General features: G+C 62.7%; 17 protein-coding genes. All 17 read left to right on the top strand.

Annotated features, from left to right (window positions below; genetic code table 11):
- The 17 genes from Q9290_RS03670 (at position 1) to Q9290_RS03590 (ending at position 18,871) form a co-directional block, all read left to right on the top strand.
- Positions 1–1,740: a PTS fructose-like transporter subunit IIB gene (locus tag Q9290_RS03670; protein WP_306078288.1), complete on the top strand. Its 1,740-nt coding sequence runs from the start codon at positions 1–3 to the stop codon at positions 1,738–1,740.
- Between the two features lie 167 nt (positions 1,741–1,907).
- The gene (locus Q9290_RS03665; protein ID WP_306078287.1) at positions 1,908–3,209 is read left to right on the top strand and encodes a dicarboxylate/amino acid:cation symporter; all 1,302 of its coding nucleotides are present in this window, start codon (positions 1,908–1,910) and stop codon (positions 3,207–3,209) included.
- A 124-nt stretch (positions 3,210–3,333) separates the two neighbouring features.
- Positions 3,334–6,144, top strand: coding sequence for a carbamoyltransferase HypF (hypF, locus tag Q9290_RS03660; protein ID WP_306078286.1), 2,811 nt, complete (start codon positions 3,334–3,336; stop codon positions 6,142–6,144).
- Positions 6,145–6,158: 14 nt separating this feature from the next.
- The gene (locus Q9290_RS03655; RefSeq protein ID WP_306078285.1) at positions 6,159–6,410 is read left to right on the top strand and encodes a HypC/HybG/HupF family hydrogenase formation chaperone; all 252 of its coding nucleotides are present in this window, start codon (positions 6,159–6,161) and stop codon (positions 6,408–6,410) included.
- A complete protein-coding gene (hypD, locus tag Q9290_RS03650; protein WP_306078284.1) occupies positions 6,400–7,527 on the top strand; it encodes a hydrogenase formation protein HypD in 1,128 nt (375 codons plus the stop codon). The genes Q9290_RS03655 and hypD overlap by 11 nt, the downstream gene beginning before the upstream one ends.
- Entirely contained in the window at positions 7,517–8,551 is a 1,035-nt protein-coding gene (gene hypE / locus Q9290_RS03645; protein ID WP_306078283.1) for a hydrogenase expression/formation protein HypE, read from the top strand. Before hypD ends, hypE begins: the two co-directional genes overlap by 11 nt.
- A 2-nt stretch (positions 8,552–8,553) precedes the next feature.
- On the top strand, positions 8,554–8,880 hold the full coding sequence (locus Q9290_RS03640) for a hydrogenase maturation nickel metallochaperone HypA/HybF (RefSeq protein WP_306078282.1): 327 nt from the start codon (positions 8,554–8,556) through the stop codon (positions 8,878–8,880).
- Positions 8,880–9,620 (top strand): hydrogenase nickel incorporation protein HypB, encoded by a 741-nt coding sequence (gene hypB / locus Q9290_RS03635; protein ID WP_306078281.1) that lies wholly within the window; start codon positions 8,880–8,882, stop codon positions 9,618–9,620. Before Q9290_RS03640 ends, hypB begins: the two co-directional genes overlap by 1 nt.
- The gene (locus Q9290_RS03630; protein WP_306078280.1) at positions 9,617–10,726 is read left to right on the top strand and encodes a 4Fe-4S dicluster domain-containing protein; all 1,110 of its coding nucleotides are present in this window, start codon (positions 9,617–9,619) and stop codon (positions 10,724–10,726) included. The genes hypB and Q9290_RS03630 overlap by 4 nt, the downstream gene beginning before the upstream one ends.
- Positions 10,719–11,537 carry an FAD/NAD(P)-binding protein gene (locus tag Q9290_RS03625; protein ID WP_306078279.1) on the top strand — a complete coding sequence of 273 codons (819 nt, stop codon included), beginning with the start codon at positions 10,719–10,721 and terminating at the stop codon, positions 11,535–11,537. Before Q9290_RS03630 ends, Q9290_RS03625 begins: the two co-directional genes overlap by 8 nt.
- Positions 11,537–12,337, top strand: a complete 801-nt coding sequence (locus Q9290_RS03620) for an NADH-quinone oxidoreductase subunit B family protein (RefSeq protein WP_306078278.1) — start codon at positions 11,537–11,539, stop codon at positions 12,335–12,337. The genes Q9290_RS03625 and Q9290_RS03620 overlap by 1 nt, the downstream gene beginning before the upstream one ends.
- Positions 12,334–13,638, top strand: coding sequence for a Ni/Fe hydrogenase subunit alpha (locus Q9290_RS03615; protein ID WP_306078276.1), 1,305 nt, complete (start codon positions 12,334–12,336; stop codon positions 13,636–13,638). The genes Q9290_RS03620 and Q9290_RS03615 overlap by 4 nt, the downstream gene beginning before the upstream one ends.
- Positions 13,639–13,713: 75 nt before the next feature.
- Positions 13,714–15,486, top strand: coding sequence for an acetate--CoA ligase (gene acsA / locus Q9290_RS03610; protein ID WP_306078275.1), 1,773 nt, complete (start codon positions 13,714–13,716; stop codon positions 15,484–15,486).
- On the top strand, positions 15,476–16,474 hold the full coding sequence (gene pdhA, locus Q9290_RS03605; protein WP_306078274.1) for a pyruvate dehydrogenase (acetyl-transferring) E1 component subunit alpha: 999 nt from the start codon (positions 15,476–15,478) through the stop codon (positions 16,472–16,474). The genes acsA and pdhA overlap by 11 nt, the downstream gene beginning before the upstream one ends.
- On the top strand, positions 16,471–17,454 hold the full coding sequence (locus tag Q9290_RS03600; RefSeq protein WP_306078273.1) for an alpha-ketoacid dehydrogenase subunit beta: 984 nt from the start codon (positions 16,471–16,473) through the stop codon (positions 17,452–17,454). The genes pdhA and Q9290_RS03600 overlap by 4 nt, the downstream gene beginning before the upstream one ends.
- On the top strand, positions 17,451–18,620 hold the full coding sequence (locus Q9290_RS03595) for a dihydrolipoamide acetyltransferase family protein (protein WP_306078272.1): 1,170 nt from the start codon (positions 17,451–17,453) through the stop codon (positions 18,618–18,620). Before Q9290_RS03600 ends, Q9290_RS03595 begins: the two co-directional genes overlap by 4 nt.
- Positions 18,617–18,871 carry an acyl carrier protein gene (locus tag Q9290_RS03590; protein WP_306078271.1) on the top strand — a complete coding sequence of 85 codons (255 nt, stop codon included), beginning with the start codon at positions 18,617–18,619 and terminating at the stop codon, positions 18,869–18,871. The genes Q9290_RS03595 and Q9290_RS03590 overlap by 4 nt, the downstream gene beginning before the upstream one ends.
- Positions 18,872–18,884 lie beyond the last annotated feature (13 nt).

Below are 18,884 nucleotides of genomic sequence, written 5' to 3'. Positions count from 1 at the left end.
ATGAATGTACTGATCATCACCGCCTGCCCCAGCGGCATGGCCAGCAGCTATCTGGCGGCACGGGTGCTGGAGCGGGCGGCGCAAACACTGGGCTGGACCGTGGCGGTGGAGTGTCATAGTGAGCTGGCGCCGGTGACCCCGTTCAGCGAACAGCAAATCGCACAGGCGGAGCTGGTGGTGGTGGCGGCCAGCCGCCCGCTGGATCTGTCCCGTTTTGCCGGCAAGCCCGGCGTGGTGGATGACATTCAGCCGGCGCTGAATCATCCGCAAGACTGGTTGCAGCAGGCGGCGGCGCGGGCCGTGCCCCTTGAGTCCGAACCGTCCGCGGCCAGGCCGGTGCGGCTGGTGGCGGTCACCGCCTGTCCCACCGGGGTGGCACACACCTTTATGTCGGCCGAGGCCCTTACCGAGACCGCCACCAGGCTGGGCCATCACATCAAGGTGGAAACGCAAGGATCGGTGGGCGCCCAGAATGCCCTCACCGCCGAGGACATCGCCGCTGCCGACTGTGTGATTGTGGCTGCCGACATTGAGGTCAACCTGAGCCGTTTTAACGGCAAACGGCTGTACCGTACCAGCACCGGTCAGGCCTTGAAAAAGCCGCAGCACACCATTGAAACGGCCCTTGCCGAGGCAAAGCCCTGGCACTATGAAGGCAGCGCCGCCACCGGCAGCGATGAGACCGACAAAAAAGCCCCCGGCCCCTACCAGCATCTGCTGACCGGGGTGTCCTTCATGTTGCCCATGGTGGTGGCCGGGGGCCTGATTATTGCGCTGTCGTTTATTTTCGGCATTGAAGCCTTCAAGGAGGAAGGCACCCTGGCCGCGGCGCTGATGCACATTGGCGGCGATTCCGCCTTTGCCCTGATGATTCCAGTGCTGTCGGGCTACATTGCCTACTCCATTGCCGATCGGCCGGGCATAGCGCCGGGCATGATCGGCGGCATGCTGGCCAGCACTCTGGGGGCCGGTTTTATCGGTGGCATCATCTCCGGTTTTCTCGCCGGTTACAGTGCACGCCTGCTGGCTCGTCGCATCCCCATGCCCACCAGTCTGGAGTCGCTCAAGCCGATTCTGATCATTCCGCTGTTTGGCAGTCTGTTTACCGGCCTGGTGATGATCTATGTGGTGGGCGGACCTGTGGCCGGCATTATGGCGGTGATGACCGAGTTTCTAAATAACATGGGTTCGGCCAATGCGGTGCTGCTGGGCATCATCATCGGCGCCATGATGTGTTTTGACATGGGGGGGCCGGTGAACAAGGCCGCTTATGCCTTTTCCGTGGGGCTGCTGGCGTCGCAAACCTATGGTCCCATGGCGGCGGCCATGGCCGCGGGCATGGTGCCGGCGCTGGGCATGGGTCTTGCCACCATGTTGGCCCGGCGCAAATTCAACCCCAATGAGCAGGAAGCGGGCAAGGCCTCGTTTGTACTGGGGCTATGCTTTATTTCCGAAGGGGCCATTCCCTTTGCGGCCCGGGATCCCCTCAGGGTGATTCCGTGCTGCATGGCCGGCGGAGCCCTGACCGGCGCCCTGTCGATGCTGTTTGGCGCCAAACTGCTGGCGCCCCATGGCGGTGTGTTTGTGTTGTTTATTCCCAATGCCATTCAGCAACTGGGCTGGTATGTGCTGGCCATTACCGCTGGCGCTGTGCTTACCGGCCTGGCCTATTCCGTGTTCAAACGCAGCGATGCGCAGATGCTGACGGCCGGTACCGATGTCGTCACCAATGAAACTTAATGTGATAAAAGTCACTTAAAGTAAAATGTAGATTTGGTTTTTAGCTAAAAAGTAGTCGAATATTCTTGTTTTTTGGAATTTATTGAGGTGTTTTGCGGTGTGTGCTGTTACCCTTGCGCCCCTTCATTGCAACCCCGAAAGGGATCTTGAATAAGGAGTATTCAGCCATGAATGCGAGCGAGAAAAAATGGTCGCTTACCACGCGCGTGTTGCTGGGCATGGGTTTGGGTGTGCTGACCGGGTTTATTATTCGCAGCTTCTTTGCCGATAGCGACCTGGTACAGGACGTTCTGGTCAATGGTCTGCTGCTGGTGGGGGGCAAGATTTTCATTGCCAGCCTCAACATGCTGGTGGTGCCGCTGATCTTCGTTTCTCTGGTGTGTGGCACCAGCTCCCTGAAAGACATCTCCACCCTGGGGCGGCTGGGGGGCAAAACCCTGGCGCTTTACCTGTTTACCACCGCCGTGGCCATTACCCTGGCACTGGTGATGGGCGAGTTGTTCCGGCCCGGCGACGGTGCCGATCTGGTCTCATCGAGCACCTTTGCCGCCCGGGAAGCGCCATCCCTGGCCGAGGTGATCATCAACATGTTCCCCACCAACCCCATTAACGCCATGGCCCAGGGCAATACCCTACAGATTATCGTGTTTGCGGTGTTGTTCGGCATTGCCATCAGTCTGGCGGGCAGGGCGGGAGAGCGGATTGCGGCGCTGTTTGTCGATCTTAACGAAGTGATCATGAAGCTGGTGGCGCTGCTGATGAACCTGGCTCCCTTTGGGGTGTTCTGCCTGATGGCCCAGCTGTTCACCAGCCTGGGGCTGGACGCCATTCTCAACCTCATCGGTTACTTCCTGGTGCTGGCGGGTACCCTGCTGCTGCACGCCCTGGTGACCTATACCAGCCTGTTCCGGGTGCTTACCGGTCTTAATCCGCTGGTGTTTCTCAAAAAGATGGAAGACGCGGTGATGTTTGCCTTTTCTACCGCCTCGTCCAACGCCACCATTCCCGTCACCCTCGAGACCACTACCCGTCGCATGGGCGTGGAAAACCGGGTGGCGTCCTTTACCGTGCCCCTGGGCGCCACCATTAATATGGACGGTACCGCCATCATGCAGGGGGTGGCCACCGCCTTTATCGCCCAGGCCTTTAACATTGATCTTACCTTCAATGATTACCTGATGGTGATCCTGACCGCGACCCTGGCATCGGTGGGTACCGCCGGTGTGCCCGGGGTGGGCATGGTGATGCTGGCCATGGTGCTGAACCAGGTGGGGCTGCCGGTGGAAGGCATTGCGCTGATCATCGGCGTGGACCGCCTGCTCGACATGATCCGCACCGCCGTCAACATTACCGGTGACGCCGTGGTCACCTGTATTGTCGGCAAAAGCGAAGGGGCCATGAACCTGATCCGCTTCCACGACCCTCATGCCGGTGAAAAGGAAGAAGACGTGCACTTTGGCAAGGAGTAAGGGGTCACCCCTGTGTCATAAAAACGGGCGCTGCGGCGCCCGTTTTCATTGGTGAAGGATTCTGAGCCATAGTTGAAGCATGGGCGTATCGGGAAAGCATGCCGGCCACAGGACGGGAGGCAGAATGACAGCGGACGCCGAAGTGCGGATTGTGTTTCTGGGAAATCCTCTGCGGGGGGACGATGCCGCCGGCATGGGCGCGCTGGCCCTGTGCCGGACCTTTTCCTGGCCCGATGAGGTCGAGCTGGTGGACGGCGGCACGGGGGGCGTGAGCCTGCTGCCGCTGTTTCGCCATTGCCGGCGCGTCATACTGGTGGATGCTTTTTTAACGGCGAAGCGCGCCGGCGGAATTAGCCTGTTGTGTAATGTGTCGGCACAGACGCTGGCGGGCAGCGACGCGCCTGAGCATGGCGGCGGCATCAAGGGGCTGCTGGCGCTGGTGCCGCCACTGGTATCACCGGCCCCGGTTGTCGATCTGATGGTGATTGGCGCACAGCATTTTACGCCCTGTACGCTCGAGCTCAGCGACGAGGTTGCCGAGGCGCTGCCGGCATTGTGCCGGCGTCTGCATGACTACGTGACCAAAGAGCTGATGCCGCCCGCCCCGGTGAACGAAGCGCGGCAGGGCTACCGCCTGCAACTTGCCGGGTGCGTACAGGGGGTGGGCTTTCGTCCCTTCGTCTACCGGCTGGCCACCGGGCTCGGTCTGGCGGGGGAGGTCGGCAATATCGGCGCCGGGGTAGAGATTCGGCTGGCCGCCGATGCGCCAACCGTGGCGGCATTTTGCCGGCGGCTGCGGGCCGAGTGTCCGCCTCATGCTCACATTGAGCGTATAGATACCGAGCCCTTTGACTGGGTGTCCGCTCCCCGTGAGTTTGTGGTGGTCAACAGCCGGACGAAGGGGCAGGGCGCCCGGATCCCGCCGGATCTGGCCGTTTGTCCGCAGTGTCTGGCGGAGCTGAACGACCCAACCGACCGGCGCCAGGGCTACCCCTTTATCAACTGTACGAACTGTGGCCCCCGCTATTCCATTGTGCGGGCGCTGCCCTGGGACAGGGCCCATACCGCCATGGCGGACTTTCCCCTGTGCGCCGCCTGCCTTGAGGAATATACCCATCCCGCCAACCGGCGTTTTCATGCCGAGCCCGTGGCCTGTGCCGTTTGCGGGCCGCATCTCTGGCTGCAAACCGCCGATGGGCAGAACAGGCAGGGAACCGCGGCAAGCCTGCTGGCGCAATGTGCCACCTGGCTGAAACAGGACAGAGTGCTGGCGCTCAAGGGCATTGGCGGGTTTCAGCTGGCCTGTGATGCCGGCTCGGCAGCGGCCATTGCGATACTGCGCGAGCGCAAGCATAGACCCGCCAAGCCCTTTGCGATCATGATGCGGGATTTGGCCCAGGTGGAGGCCTGTTTTGAACTGAATGACGCCGAGCGGGCACAGCTGAGCAGCCCGGCGGCCCCCATTGTGCTGTTGCCCAGGGCACGGCTTAGAACGCCGGCACCGGGCATGGCGGTCGAGGCCCTGGCGCCGGGGCTGGCACACCTTGGCGTCATGGTGGCGAGCTCGCCGCTGCACTGGCTGTTACTGACCGGGATGGGCAGCCCGCTGGTGATGACCTCGGGCAATGCCGGTGGAGAGCCCATATGTACCGGTAACCGGCAGGCGCTGTCGGCGCTGGCCCCTCTGGCCGACGGCTTTTTGCTGCACAACAGGCCCATTGTTAACCGCTGTGACGATTCGGTGCTGTCCGTGGTGGCCGGTCGGCCAAGGCTGGTTCGCCGGGCCCGGGGCTTTGTACCGGATCCCATCCCTCTGCCCGCCGGGCTGAACGGCACCGTGCTGGCGCTGGGGGCGGATTTGAAAAACAGTTGCTGCCTGGCCGGCTCAGGCCGGGCGGTGCTGTCTGCCCATATTGGCAGTCTGAGCAGTCCGGCCTGCCTGGATGCGCTGCGGCAGGAAGCGAAGCACCTGTCGGTGTTGCTGGGTATGAGTCCCAGAGCCATTGCCGTCGATTTGCATGCCGATTATGCCGCCACCCGCCTGGGCGTTTGCCTGGCAAAGGAGGGCGGGCTGCCGTTGTACCGGGTGCAGCATCATCACGCCCATCTGGTGTCCTGTCTGGTGGAAAACGGTCATGAGCCCCATGAGCCGGTGCTGGGCATGGTACTCGACGGCCTGGGCCTGGGTGATGATGGCAGTCTGTGGGGCGGGGAGTTCCTGCTGGCGGATTACGCCGGTTACCGCCGGCTGGGGCGGCTGCGGCCTTTTCCTCTGCTGGGGGGGGATCAGGCCAGCCGCCAGCCCTGGCGCAACCTGCTGGCCCAGCCGGTGTCCTTTTCTGCCTGGCCGGAACTGCAACCACGCTGTCCGTTACTGTTCAGCAATAACGCCGGGGCCTTGCTGGCCATGGCGCCGCGTTTTCCGCTCACGTCCTCGGCGGGGCGATTGTTCGATGCGGTGGCGGCGCTGCTGGGCGTGGCGCCTGTCGAACAGAGCTTTGAAGGGGAAGCGGCGATGAAGCTGGAAAGCCTGGCCCAGGGGGCGCAGGCCAACACCTGCTATGACGTCACGCTAAGCCGCGAAGGCGAGCTCTGGCAACTGGATCCGAGCCCCATGTGGCCCCTGATGATCCAATCCCTGCTGAGCGGCGAGAGCGAAGCGGTGCTGGCGGCCAATTTTCACCTAAGTTTAGTGAAAGGCCTGTGCCGAATGGTGCAGCAGCTGCAACAGCAAGGGGGCTTTGGCGTCGTCGCCCTGAGCGGGGGGGTGATGCAAAATCGCCGGCTGCTGACGGCCCTGACTGAGACGCTGGAAGCCATGGGCCTGACGGTGCTGACCCAACGTCAGGCGCCCTGCAACGATGGCGGCATTGCCCTGGGCCAGGCCGCCATCGCCCTGGCGCAATGGCGGCCCGATCGGGTTAACCCGCACTGAGAAAGGAGTCGCTTATGTGTCTGGGAATACCGGCTCAGGTGGTGGCCATTGTGGATGCCGACGCCGGGCTGGCGCTGGCGGAAACCGCCGGGGTGCGCCGGCAAATCAATCTTGCCCTGCTTGCCGCCGACGACCGGGCGCTGTCGGCCCTGGTGGGAGAGTGGGTGCTGCTGCATGTGGGCTTTGCCATGGCGCGGATTGATCAGCAGGAAGCCGAGCGCACCCTGGCCCTGCTGGCGCAAATGGAAGCAAGCCATGAGCCCTAACACAGACTTTCGTGATGCAACCCGAGTGAAGGCGCAGCTGGCGGCCATTACCCCCGTGGCTGAGCGGGTGGCGGCACGCCTGGGCCGGCCCCTGCAGATCATGGAAGTGTGCGGTGGCCATACCCATGCCATCTTTCGTTTTGGCCTGCACCAGCTGTTGCCTGAGTCCATCGAGTTTATTCACGGCCCCGGCTGCCCGGTATGCGTGCTGCCGGTGGACGCGGTGGATCAGGCCGTCAGCCTGGCCCGGCAGCAGAACGTGATCCTTGCAAGCTTTGGCGATCCGCTGCGGGTACCCGGCAGCCGGGGCAGCTTGCTGCAGGCCAAAGCCGAGGGGGCCGAGGTGAAAGTGCTTTATTCTCCCTATGACGCCCTGGCCCTGGCCAATGCCAACCCCCACAAGCAGGTGGTGTTTTTTGCCATCGGCTTTGATACCACCATGCCCGGTACCGCCTGTTCCCTGCTGGCCGCCGACCGGGCGGGCATCGGCAACCTGCGCTTTATCTGCCATCATATTCGGCTGATGCCGACCCTGACGGGTCTGCTTGAAGCCGGTGAGGTGCAGCTCGATGGTTTTATCGGGCCAGGGCACGTCAGCATGGTGATCGGACGCCGAGTGTATGCCCCCATTGCCCACCACTATCATAAACCTCTGGTGATCGCCGGTTTTGAGCCGGTGGACTTTTTGCAGGCCCTGTATCAGCTGGTGCAGCAACTGGATCAGGGCCGCTGCGAGATTGAAAACGCCTATGCCCGGGTAGTGGCGGATGCAGGCAACCCGGCCGCCCTGAAGGCGATGAAACAGGCGTTTGAGTCGGGCATTGACGGCCACTGGCGCGGCCTTGGCCGGGTGCTGGGCTCGGGCGTGCGAATACGGACGCAATACCAGCATCTGGATGCGACCGAGCTGCTGGCCACACTTGAGCCGGTCAGGGCCGCCGATGAACCCGTCTGGTGCAATGGAGTACTCACCGGCCGGATCAAGCCCCATCAGTGCCCCCTGTTTCGCCGCCAGTGCACCCCCGAGCACCCGGTGGGCGCCCTGATGGTGTCGAGCGAGGGGGCCTGCGCCGCCTACCATCAATATCGCCCCGAGGAGGTCGGCAGTGAGCAATGAACACGCCACCATCACCCTGGCCCACGGGGCCGGGGGCGGGGCCATGCATCAGCTGATTGACTCCCTCTTTCTCACCGCCTTTGGCGACACTCCCTTGCTGCAAAAGGAGGATCAGGCCCGGTTGCCATTGGCCGGTCTGCTGGCTCAGGGAGATCGCTTGGCCCTGACCACCGACAGCTTTGTGGTCAGCCCGCTGGAATTTCCCGGGGGCGACATCGGCAAGCTGGCGGTGTGTGGCACCATTAACGATCTGGCCGTGGGCGGCGCCATGCCGCTTTATTTAAGTGCCGCCTTCATTATCGAGGAAGGGCTGCCCCTGACCTTGCTTGCGCGCCTGGTCGGCTCCATGGCCGCAGCCGCGCGCCAGGCCGGTGTCACCATCGTTACCGGCGATACCAAGGTGGTGGAGCGGGGCATGGCCGACAAACTCTTTATCAACACCACAGGTGTGGGCGTGATCCCGGCGGAGCTGAACCTGTCCATCGGCGCGGCGCGGCCCGGCGACAGAGTGCTGATCAACGGCCATGTGGGGGATCACGGCGCCGCCGTCATGCTGGCCCGGGAAGAGCTGGGGCTGGTGGGGGAGCTTGCCAGCGACTGTGCCGCCCTGCACACGCTGATCCAGCCAGTGCTGGCGCAATGTGCTGGCGTACGCTGTCTGCGCGATGCCACCCGCGGCGGTCTGGGCGGTGTGCTGAACGAAATGGCCGAGGCATCATCGGTGGAGATTCGGCTGACCGAACAGGAACTGCCCCTTCGCCCGCAGACCCAGGCATTGTGCGAACTGCTGGGGCTGGAGCCGCTGCTGCTGGCCAATGAAGGGCTGGCCGCCATGGTGATTGCCCCCGAGCAGGCGGAACAGGCACTGGCGTTGTGGCGTGCTCATCCCCTGGGCCGGCATGCCCGCATTATCGGCGAGGTATTGGCGTCGGCGTCCCCGGGGCGGCTCAGCCTGCTCGGTCCTTATGGCGGCGCGCGGCTGCTGGAGGTGCCCCATGGCCTGCAATTGCCACGGATCTGCTGATTATGCATGAACTTTCGGTGGTGCGGGCCCTGCTGACCGAGCTCAAGCCCTATCAGCACAGGGTGATCAGCCGCATCACCGTCGAGGTGGGCGCCATGAGCTGCGTGGATGGTGAACGGCTGCAGTTTTGTTTTGACATGGTGAAACAAGACGCCGGCCTGGGCGGCGCTGAGCTTATCATCGAGGCGGTGCCGGCTCAGGCCGAATGCCGGGACTGCGGCCGGCACTTTGCCCCGACCGGCCCGGGAGAGAACTGCCCCTGTGGCGGCTATGACTATACTTTGATTTCTGGACGACAACTGCTGTTAACGGAAATAGGATTCGGCTGATGTGTGGTCATTGTGGATGTTCCGGCGACAAGGCCCGGCTGTCGGAGCCGGGAACCGGGTCACATCGTCATTTGCATCATGACGGTGACAGCCTGCAGTTGCAGCAGGCGCTGCTGGCCGGCAATGATGAACTGGCCCGGCAAAATCGCGACTGGCTGACTGAAAACCACATCAGCTGCATCAATCTGATGGGCACCCCGGGTGCCGGCAAGACCCGGTTGCTGGAAGCCAGCTTTGCTTATGCCCAAACGCAGGCAGGCTGGCCGTCGATGGCGGTGCTGGAAGGGGATCAACAAACCCGGAATGATGCCAGGCGCATTCAGGCCAGCGGCGGCCGGGCGGTGCAGATCAACACCGGCACCGGCTGCCACCTGGATGCACAAATGATACAGGCGGGCCTGGCCAGTCTGGCACCATCGCCCGGCTCTCTGGTGCTGGTCGAAAACGTCGGCAACCTTGTATGCCCGGCGCTGTTCGATCTGGGCGAACAGCACCGTGTCGCCATGATGGCGGTGACCGACGGCGACGACAAACCGGAAAAATACCCCCATCTGTTTGCCGGCTGCGAGCTGGCCATTATCAACAAGGCCGATCTGCTGCCTTACCTGGATATCGATCTGGAAAAGATAAAGACCTCCCTGCGCCGCCTGAACCCCAATGTCGACATTCTGGTGCTGTCGGCCAGTACCGGCGGAGGGATGAATGCCTGGTATGACTGGCTGCTGAGCGCGCGCGTATGAGCCGGCGTTTTCTGCCGCGAAGGCACCTGAACCGGCTGCATCAGGCCCTGGTGCAGGCCGGTTATGAGGTGATTGGCCCTCGCGTGAAAGACGATACCATTGTGTTTGCGCCTCTTGAACAGGTTGACGACCTGCCCTGGGGCTGGCAGGAGCAGGCCGATGCTGGCCGCTACCGCCTGCAGCACACCGCCGGTCGCCGCGCCTTTGCCTGGAACACCGGCCCCCAGGGCCTGAAGCCCTGGCTGTTTCAGCCGGAACAAGTACTGTGGCGGGCCGAGCACACCGAAACCGGCCTGAATTTTCGCGCCGTTGAGCCGAGCCCTGAGCGGCTCGCGTTTATCGGTCTGCGGGGCTGTGATCTGGCGGCGCTGAAAATCCAGGATCAACACTTTCTCGACGGCCCTTATGCCGATCCCTTTTACCGGGCCCAGCGCGAGCAACTCTTTATGGTGGCGGTCAATTGCGGCCGCAGCGCCGACACCTGCTTTTGCGTCTCGACCGGCGATGGCCCCGAGGCCCGTTTCGGCTTTGATCTATTGCTGGATGAGCTGGATGACGGCTACCTGCTGCAAACCGGCAGCGCTGAAGGCGACGCCATCGCGGCGCACTTACCCCTGAACAAGGCCAGCGTTCAGCAACTGAACGAGGCGAAAACCGCGCTGGCAGGGGCCCGCCGACAACAGCGAACCATGCCCGCTACCGCCGAGCTGGCGCAACTGGTAGACCGGCTCGATCACCCTCGCTGGCAGCAGGTGGCCGAGCGTTGCCTGGCCTGCGGCAACTGCACCTCGGTTTGCCCCACCTGTTTCTGCTCGAAACAGGACTCCGAAGGCGACATTCGTAACCGGCAGGCCGAGCAGGTGCAGCGCTGGGACTCCTGTTTCAGTGAGCAGCACAGCTACATCACCGGCAAGGTGGTCCGCCATAAAATTCAACACCGCTACCGGCAATGGCTGGTGCACAAGCTGGCCACCTGGCAGCAGCAATTTGGCCGCAGTGGCTGCGTGGGTTGCGGTCGTTGCATTGCCTGGTGTCCGGTGGCCATCGATCTGGTGGAAGAGGCCCACGCCCTGCTGGAAACACCGAAGGAGGGGGAGCATGGCTGATGGTGTGCCCATGGTCGCCACCCTGGCGGCCAAAACCATGGAGGTGCCGGGGGTACATACCCTGAGTCTGGCGCTGGAAACCCGCTCCCCGTTCGACTTCGACTACGGCCAGTTCAACATGCTTTATCTGTTTGGTGCCGGTGAGGTGGCCATTTCCATCATGGGTTGGCATCAGGGCCTGTTGCAGCACACCATTCGCGCTGTGGGCCGGGTCACGCGGCCCCTGGTGGCGCTGGACGTTGGCCAGCAGCTGGGCCTGCGCGGCCCCTTTGGCCAGGGCTGGCCGCTGGCGCAACTGCAAGGTCGGGATCTGGTGTTTATCACCGCCGGGCTGGGCTGTGCCCCCGTGGTGGCGGCCATTCACCATGCGCTGATCAACCGGGATCAGTATGGCCGCATCGTGATCCTGCAAGGGGTCAAGCACCATGCCGACTTGCTATGGCAGGCCCAGTACCGGCGCTGGCAAACCCTGGGCAAGTGTCAGGTACTGTTGGCCGCCAGCGAAGAGCACCGTCACCGACACCGCTGGCGCCTCGGGCTGGTGACCGAGTTGCTGGAGCTGGCGGAGTTTGATCCCGGCCATTGCGCGGTGCTGATGTGTGGCCCCGAGATCATGATGATGGCGGCCCTGAAACAACTGGCGCGGCTGCAGGTGGCGGATGAGGCCGTGTATCTGAGTCTGGAGCGCAACTTTCAGTGTGGCCGGGGGTTGTGTGGTCACTGCCAGCTGGGTCCGTATTTTGTTTGCAAGGACGGCCCGGTGTTTCATTACCCCGAGATCAGGTCCTGGCTGGGCAGGGAGGGTGTCTGATGAGCAGGCCAAGGCTTACCCTGGCGGTACACAAGCTGACTTCTTGCTCCGGCTGCCAGCTGGCCTTGCTCAATCAGGGGCCGGCGCTGCTGGCACTGCTCGAAGAAGTGGAGTTTGTGCATTTTATCGAGGCGGGCATTGAGGGGCCGGACAAAAAGGTGGATCTGGCTCTGGTCGAGGGCAGTATCTCCACCCCGGAAGATCTGGCACGGGCCAAAGCCCTTCGCCGCAACAGCAGGCTGGTGGTGACCATGGGCGCCTGTGCCACCAGCGGCGGCATTCAGGCCCTGCGCAATATGGCGGATGGCCCGGGCTGGAAAGCGGCCATTTATGCTCACCCGGACTTTATCGCTACCCTGGATACCTCCACCGGGGTGGCCGAACACATCAGGGTGGACTTCGAGTTGTGGGGGTGCCCCATTACGCTCGAGCAGATGCGCCATTTTCTGCGCCAGTTGCGCCTGGGCGTGCAGCCTCGCCCCGAGGCCGAAAAGCTGTGCATGGAATGCAAGCGCCGCCAGCAGGTGTGCGTCATGGTCACCAAGGGCGCGCCCTGTTTGGGGCCCGTGGTGCGCACCGGTTGTGGCGCCCTCTGTCCCGCCTTTGGTCGGGCCTGCTATGGCTGCTTCGGGCCTTCCGAGCTGCCCAATTGCGACAGTCTGGCCAACCGTTTTACCGGTCTGGGCCTGCTCCCCGACGACATTGCCCGGCGTTTTGCTGCCATTCACAGCCACAGCGCCCCCTTTCGCGAGCAGGTCCTGCGCTGGCAACCCATTGATGTGCGGGAGGTGGACGAGTGACGAAAAAAGCCAGGCGTCGTATCGCCCTCAAGGTGCCTTTCGTCACCCGGCTGGAAGGGGAAGGCAGCCTGGAGCTCAGCGCCAAAGGGAATCGCATCGACAAGCTGCATCTGGCCATTTTCGAGCCGCCCCGGCTGTTTGAAAAGTTTCTCGAAGGGCGCGGCTATCAGGAAGTGCCGGATCTCAACGCCCGCATCTGCGGCATCTGTCCCATGGCCTACCAGCTCACCTCCATTCAGGCCATGGAGCAGTTGTTTGGCATCAGGCTGCCCGTCCCGCTGGTGCAGTTAAGAAAGCTGATGAACCTGGGGGAGTGGGTGCAGAGTCATGCGTTGCATATTCATTTTCTCGCCGCTCCCGATTTTCTGGGGTTCGATCATGCTCTGGCCATGGCCAAAGAGTATCCGGAGGTGCTGCAGCGGGGCATGCAGTTGCAGGAGGCCGGCAATGCCCTGATGGCGCTGCTGGGCGGACGCTCCGTGCACCCGGTAGGATTGCAGGTGGGCGGCTTTGGCCGCCTGCCCGATGACGCACGCTGGCATGAAGTTCGCGGTCAGGTACAACAGGCCCTGCCCGCCGCCGAAGCGCTGGTGCGCTGGACCGCCGAACTGGCGTTGCCCGATTACGGTCATGACTTTACCTGGGTCAGCCTCACCGAGCCCGACGCCTATGCTATTAATGGCGGCCGCATTACCTGTAGTACCGGCCTGAGCCTGGATTATTCCGAGTACGCTCACCATTTTGCCGAGCATCAGGAGCCCCATTCCACGGCGCTGTATTCCCTGCTTGATGGCGAGGATTATCTGGTGGGCCCCCTGGCGCGAATGAATAACGGTTTTGAGCGGTTGTCCGCCGAGGTGCGTGCCCTGGCACGGGACTGCGGCCTTGAGTTCCCCAGTCGCAACATGTTTACCAGTATTCAGGCCCGGGCACTGGAGATTTATTGGGCCTTGTTCGAGGCTTCCCGGCTGCTGGCTGAGGAGTGCCCGACAGGTGAGGCCAGCCTGCCGGTTACGTCCAGGGCGGGTGAGTGCTGTTGTTGTACCGAGGCACCCAGGGGCATGATTTATCACCATTACCGGCTGGACGAGCGGGGCAGAGTGCTGTCCTGCTCCATTATTCCGCCCACCAGCCAGAATCAGGCCCGTATTGAGCAGGACCTCAGGGCGTCGGTTACCCGCTTTGGTCTGGACCACAGCGATCAGGAGCTCAAGCTGTTCTGCGAGCGGCTGATTCGAAACTACGATCCCTGTATTTCCTGCTCCACCCATTTTTTGCAGTTCAGACTGCGGCGCGAATAGCCGGATTATGGCTAAACTTCGTTGAATAACCCTCAATTCTGCTGGTAAAGCCACTGGCAAGCAGGAGGCCCCCCAATGGGCTTTGACATCATCACCAAGTCACCGGAACCGTCCGGCACCAAGCCCAATCTGGCGGACTACCGGCAAGGCTGCCGACAGTTCGACTGGCAGCAGGCTCACGACAGAATCCGGGGCCATAAGGGTGGCATCAATATCGCCTTTGAAGCAGTCGACCGCCATGTGTTTGAAGGACAGGGCGCGCAGCCGGCGCTGATCTGGCTGGGCAAGCAGGGCGAGCGGCGCATCCTCAGCTACCTTGAACTGCAGGGGCTCAGTAACCGCTTTGCCCTTCTGCTGACCGGCCTGGGGGTAGCCAAAGGCGATGTGGTATTCAGCCTGTGCGGACGAACGCCCCAGCTGTTTGCCGCCTTGCTCGGCAGTCTGAAAGCCGGCGTCGTGTTTTGTCCGCTGTTTTCCGCTTTTGGCCCCGAGCCCATTCGCTCCCGCATGGAGATTGGCACTGCCAGGGTCCTGGTCAGCAGCGCCCGTCTCTATCAAAAAAAGGTAGCACCCTGGCGTAGCGAGCTGCCCCATCTGGAGCAGGTGTTGCTCTACGACTGTCACGGTGACTGCCCTGCCGACTGTCTGGATCTGGACTCTGCTCTGGCGGAAGCCGACGAGACCTTTCACATTTGCCCGACCCGGCCAGAAGACCCGGCCCTGCTGCACTTTACCAGCGGCACCACAGGTCTGCCCAAGGGCGCGCTGCATGTGCATGAGGCAGTGGTGCACCACAGTTATTCCGCCTGGTGCGCCCTGGATCTGCACCCCGGCGACATCTATTGGTGCACGGCAGATCCGGGCTGGGTCACCGGCACCAGTTATGGTGTCATTGCTCCCTTGTGCAACCGGGTGACCCTGGTACTGGATGAGGCGGAATTCGCCCCCGAGCGCTGGTACCGCATCCTGGCCGATGAAAGGGTCAATGTCTGGTATACGGCGCCCACGGCCATTCGCATGCTGATGAAAGCCGGAGACGAGCTGGTGACCCGGTATGATCTGGGCGCCCTGCGTTTTCTGGCCAGCGTCGGTGAGCCGCTCAATCCCGAGGCGGTGGTCTGGGGTCAGCGGGTGTTCGGTATTCCCTTTCACGACAACTGGTGGCAGACCGAAACCGGCGGCATCATGCTGGCCAATTTTGCCGCCGAGCCGGTCAAGCCGGGCTCCATGGGGCGGCCGCTGCCGGGGATCACGGCGGGCATTGTGCGAGTGGATGAACAGGGTCGGCTGGCCGAGCTGAGTGAACCCGGGCAGGTGGGCGAGCTGGCGCTGAGACCGGGCTGGCCGTCCATGTTCAGGGCCTATCTGCATGAAGAGCAACGTTACCGCCACTGCTTCAAGGACAACTGGTACCTCAGTGGCGATCTGGCCTGGCGGGATGACGACGGCTACTACTGGTTTGTGGGGCGCAGCAAGGAGCTGATCAAATCCTCCGGTCATCTGATTGGTCCCTTTGAGGTGGAAAGTGTGCTGCTGGAACACCCGGCGGTGGCGGAAGCCGGGGTGATCGGCATTCCGGATGAGGTGGCCGGGGAAGTGGTCAAGGCCTTTGTGGCGCTCAAACCCGGCCATGAAGCCGATGACGCACTGATGAAGAGTCTGATGGCCCATGCCCGCAAGCGCCTGGGGCCGGCGGTGGCACCGCGCGAGATCGCCATCAGGGATAACCTGCCCAAGACCCGCAGCGGAAAGATCATGCGTCGTCTGCTGCGGGCCCGTGAGCTGGGCTTGCCGCCGGGCGATATTTCCACCCTGGAAAGCGATGAGGGCAGTGGCCATGAACGTTAACCCCGAACCGGCCGGCAACGAGCCGGAGACTCGTCATTTGCTGCGGTTGCTGCAGGAAATGCTGCGTATTCGCCGCTTTGAGGAACGCTGCGCCGAGCTGTATATGGAAGAGAAAATCCGTGGTTTTCTGCATCTCTATATCGGCGAGGAAGCGGTGGCGGTAGGCGTGATGCAGGCACTGACGGCGGAGGATGCGGTGGTTGCCACCTACCGGGAGCACGGCCATGCCCTGGCCCGGGGGCTGGACATGAAGGCGGTAATGGCGGAAATGTTCGGCAAAATTGGCGGCAGCAGCCGGGGGCGGGGCGGCTCCATGCATATTTTTGACGAGGAAAAGCGGTTCTATGGCGGTAATGCCATCGTCGCCGGTGCCCTGCCCATGGCGGTGGGGCTGGCATTGGCCGACAAGTTGCAGGGGCGCGCTCGAGTGACCTGCTGTTTTTTCGGTGAAGGTGCGGCGGCCGAAGGGGAATTTCACGAAAGCCTTAATCTGGCCCAGCTGTGGCAATTACCCTTGCTGTTTGTGTGTGAAAACAATCGCTACGCCATGGGCACGGCCCTGGCCCTTTCCGAATCGGAGCAGCGTATTTTCAGAAAAGCCGAAAGCTACGGCCTGGCCGCGCAGGAAGTGGACGGCATGCAGGTGATGGCGGTGGAAGCGGCGGCGCGGGAGTGTTGTGAAGCCATTCATCAGGGGGGAGGGCCCCGCTTTCTGGAATGCCTGACCTACCGCTTTCGTGGTCACTCCATGTTCGATACCCAGCTTTATCGTACCTCCGGCGAGGTGGAGCAATGGCAGCAAAAGGGGCCCATACTGCAGCTCAGACAACGGTTGGAGCACAACGGTGCGCTGGATGAAAACCAGTGGCAACAACTGGAGCAGGCCGTCAGGCGGGAGATTAACGCCGCCGTCGCCTTTGCCGAGCAGTCGGCGTTTGAGCCCGAGTCGGAGTTGTGCCGGGGCGTCTACCAGGAGCCTGCGTCATGAATGAGTCCACCATCAGCTACCGGGAAGCGGTGCGGGAAGCCATACGGGAAGCCATTCGGGAGGATCCCCGGGTCTTTTTGATGGGCGAGGATGTGGGTCATTACGGTGGCTGCTATGCGGTGACCAAGGGCCTGCTGCAGGAGTTTGGCGAGCAGCGTGTGCGGGATACGCCCTTGTCCGAGTCCGGTTTCGTCGGGGCGGGCATCGGGGCCGCGCTCGGGGGCATGCGACCCATTGTCGAGGTGATGACGGTCAATTTCAGCCTGCTGGCACTGGATCAGATCGTCAACAATGCCGCCACCCTGCGCCATATGTCCGGCGGACAAATTGGTGTACCGCTGGTAATCCGCATGGCCTGCGGGGCCGGCCGGCAGCTGGCGGCCCAGCATTCCCACAGCCTGGAAAACTGGTACGCCCATGTGCCCGGTCTCAAGGTACTGGCACCGGCTACCCTGGCCGATGCCCGCTATATGCTGGCCATGGCGCTGGCAGATCCCGACCCTGTGTTGCTGTTTGAGCATGTGCTGCTCTACAACAACACGGGGCCGCTCCCCACGCCAGATGAATGCCCGGACATGCACCGGGCGCTGGTACGCCGGCAAGGCACGGATCTCAGCCTGCTCAGCTACGGCGGCTCCCTGCCCAAGGCGCTGGAGGCTGCCGAGGTGCTGCAAGGTCGGGGCATCAGCGCCGAGGTGGTGGACTTGCGCTGTCTGCGACCGCTTGATACCGACACCCTGTTTGCTTCGGTCAACAAGACCCACCGTCTTCTGGTGGTGGATGAAGGCTGGCGCACCGGCAGCCTGGCCGGCGAAATCTGCGCTCAGGTGGCGGAGTACTGTTTCTGGTCGCTGGATGCCCCGCCGCAACGTGTGTGCAGCGCCGAAGTGCCCATTCCCTATCCCCGGCACCTGGAGCTGGCCGCCACGCCCCAGGTTGAAGGCATAGTGGCCGCAGCACAAGGGATGGTGGGTCAATGAACAAAATCATCAGAATGCCATCCTTCGGCAGTGATATGGCCAAAGGCACGGTGGCCGAATGGCTGGTGAAGCCCGGGGATACGGTGCACAGAGGCGATGTGATCGCTACCATCGATACCATGAAGGGACTGATCGATCTGGAGGTCTTCGACGAGGGGGTGGTGGACACCCTGCTGGTACCAACAGGAGAGCAGTTGCCGGTGGGTGAACCCATTGCACGCTTGCGGCTGGCCGGTGACGCCGAGCAAAGTGAAGGGGCGGCAGGCAGCGCAGAGCCCGAAGCGTCGGTTGTGCCCGAGGCGATACAGGCCAGCTCGAGTATTGTCCGCCCCCAGGCCGACGCTGCGGCGTCTTCGGTCCGGATCTCCCCGGCAGCCCGCCAGCGGGCCGGGCAACTGGGCATCGACTGGCGTACTCTGGGGCCTGGCAGCGGGCCCGATGGCGCCCTGGTGCTGGCAGATATCGAGGGCCTGGCGCCCTCTTTGAAGCAGCAGGATAGCGATCAGCAAATGCGCCAGGCCATTGCCGCCGTGGTGATTCGCTCCAAGCGGGAGATCCCTCATTATTACCTGGAACAGGACATCCCGCTGGCGCGGGCCCAGGCCTGGTGCACGGCTTTTAATCAGGGTAAGCCCACCGGGCAACTGGTGCTGGTCAATGCCCTGATTTTCTGTGCCCTGGCCAGAGCCCTGGCCGAGTCTCCGCGGTTCAACGGCTTTTACCGGGATGGTCACTATCAGAGCCAAGCCCGGGTGCATCTGGGCAATGTCATTCACCTGCGAGGGGGCGGCCTGGTGGTGGCGGCCATTCATGACGCGCACTCGTTGGGGGTGGAGCGAATGATGACGGCCCTCAGGGATCAGGTGATCCGGGCCCGGGAAGGAGGACTGCGCAGTGCTGAGCTTCAGGAGGCGACGGTCACCGTGTCCAGCCTGGGAGAGCGGGGAGTGGATCGCATGCAGGGAGTGATATTCCCGCCGCAGGTTGCCCTGCTGGGCATCGGGCGGGTGCGCAGTGCGCCCTGGGTGCAGGAGCAAAGCATCATCCCCATGACCCAGGCCAGTTTCAGTCTGGCGGCTGACCACAGGGTGAGTGATGGCCACGAGGGGGCCCGTTTACTCAACCGGATTGACCGGCTGCTGCAACAACCGGAGCAACTGGAATGAAAGACAAACAGGCGCTGAGAGCCCTGATTTATCGTCATATTGAGGACATAGCACCGGACGCGGATACCGACCAGCTAAACCCGAATGAAGATATGCGCGATGAGCTGGACCTGGACTCGATAGACTTTCTGCGGCTGATCGAGGCACTGAGCCGGGAGCTGGGCATACATATTCCCGAGACCGACTTTGCCGGTATTACCGAATTGTCCAAAATGGTGGATTACCTGAGCCAGCGTCTGGCCGAAAAGTAATGGTGGCAGGCTT

This window comes from Oceanimonas aquatica, assembly GCF_030732065.1.
GTDB lineage: Bacteria > Pseudomonadota > Gammaproteobacteria > Enterobacterales > Aeromonadaceae > Oceanimonas.
Note: the sequence above shows the minus strand (reverse complement) of the source record. Positions and strands in the feature narration are given on the sequence as shown.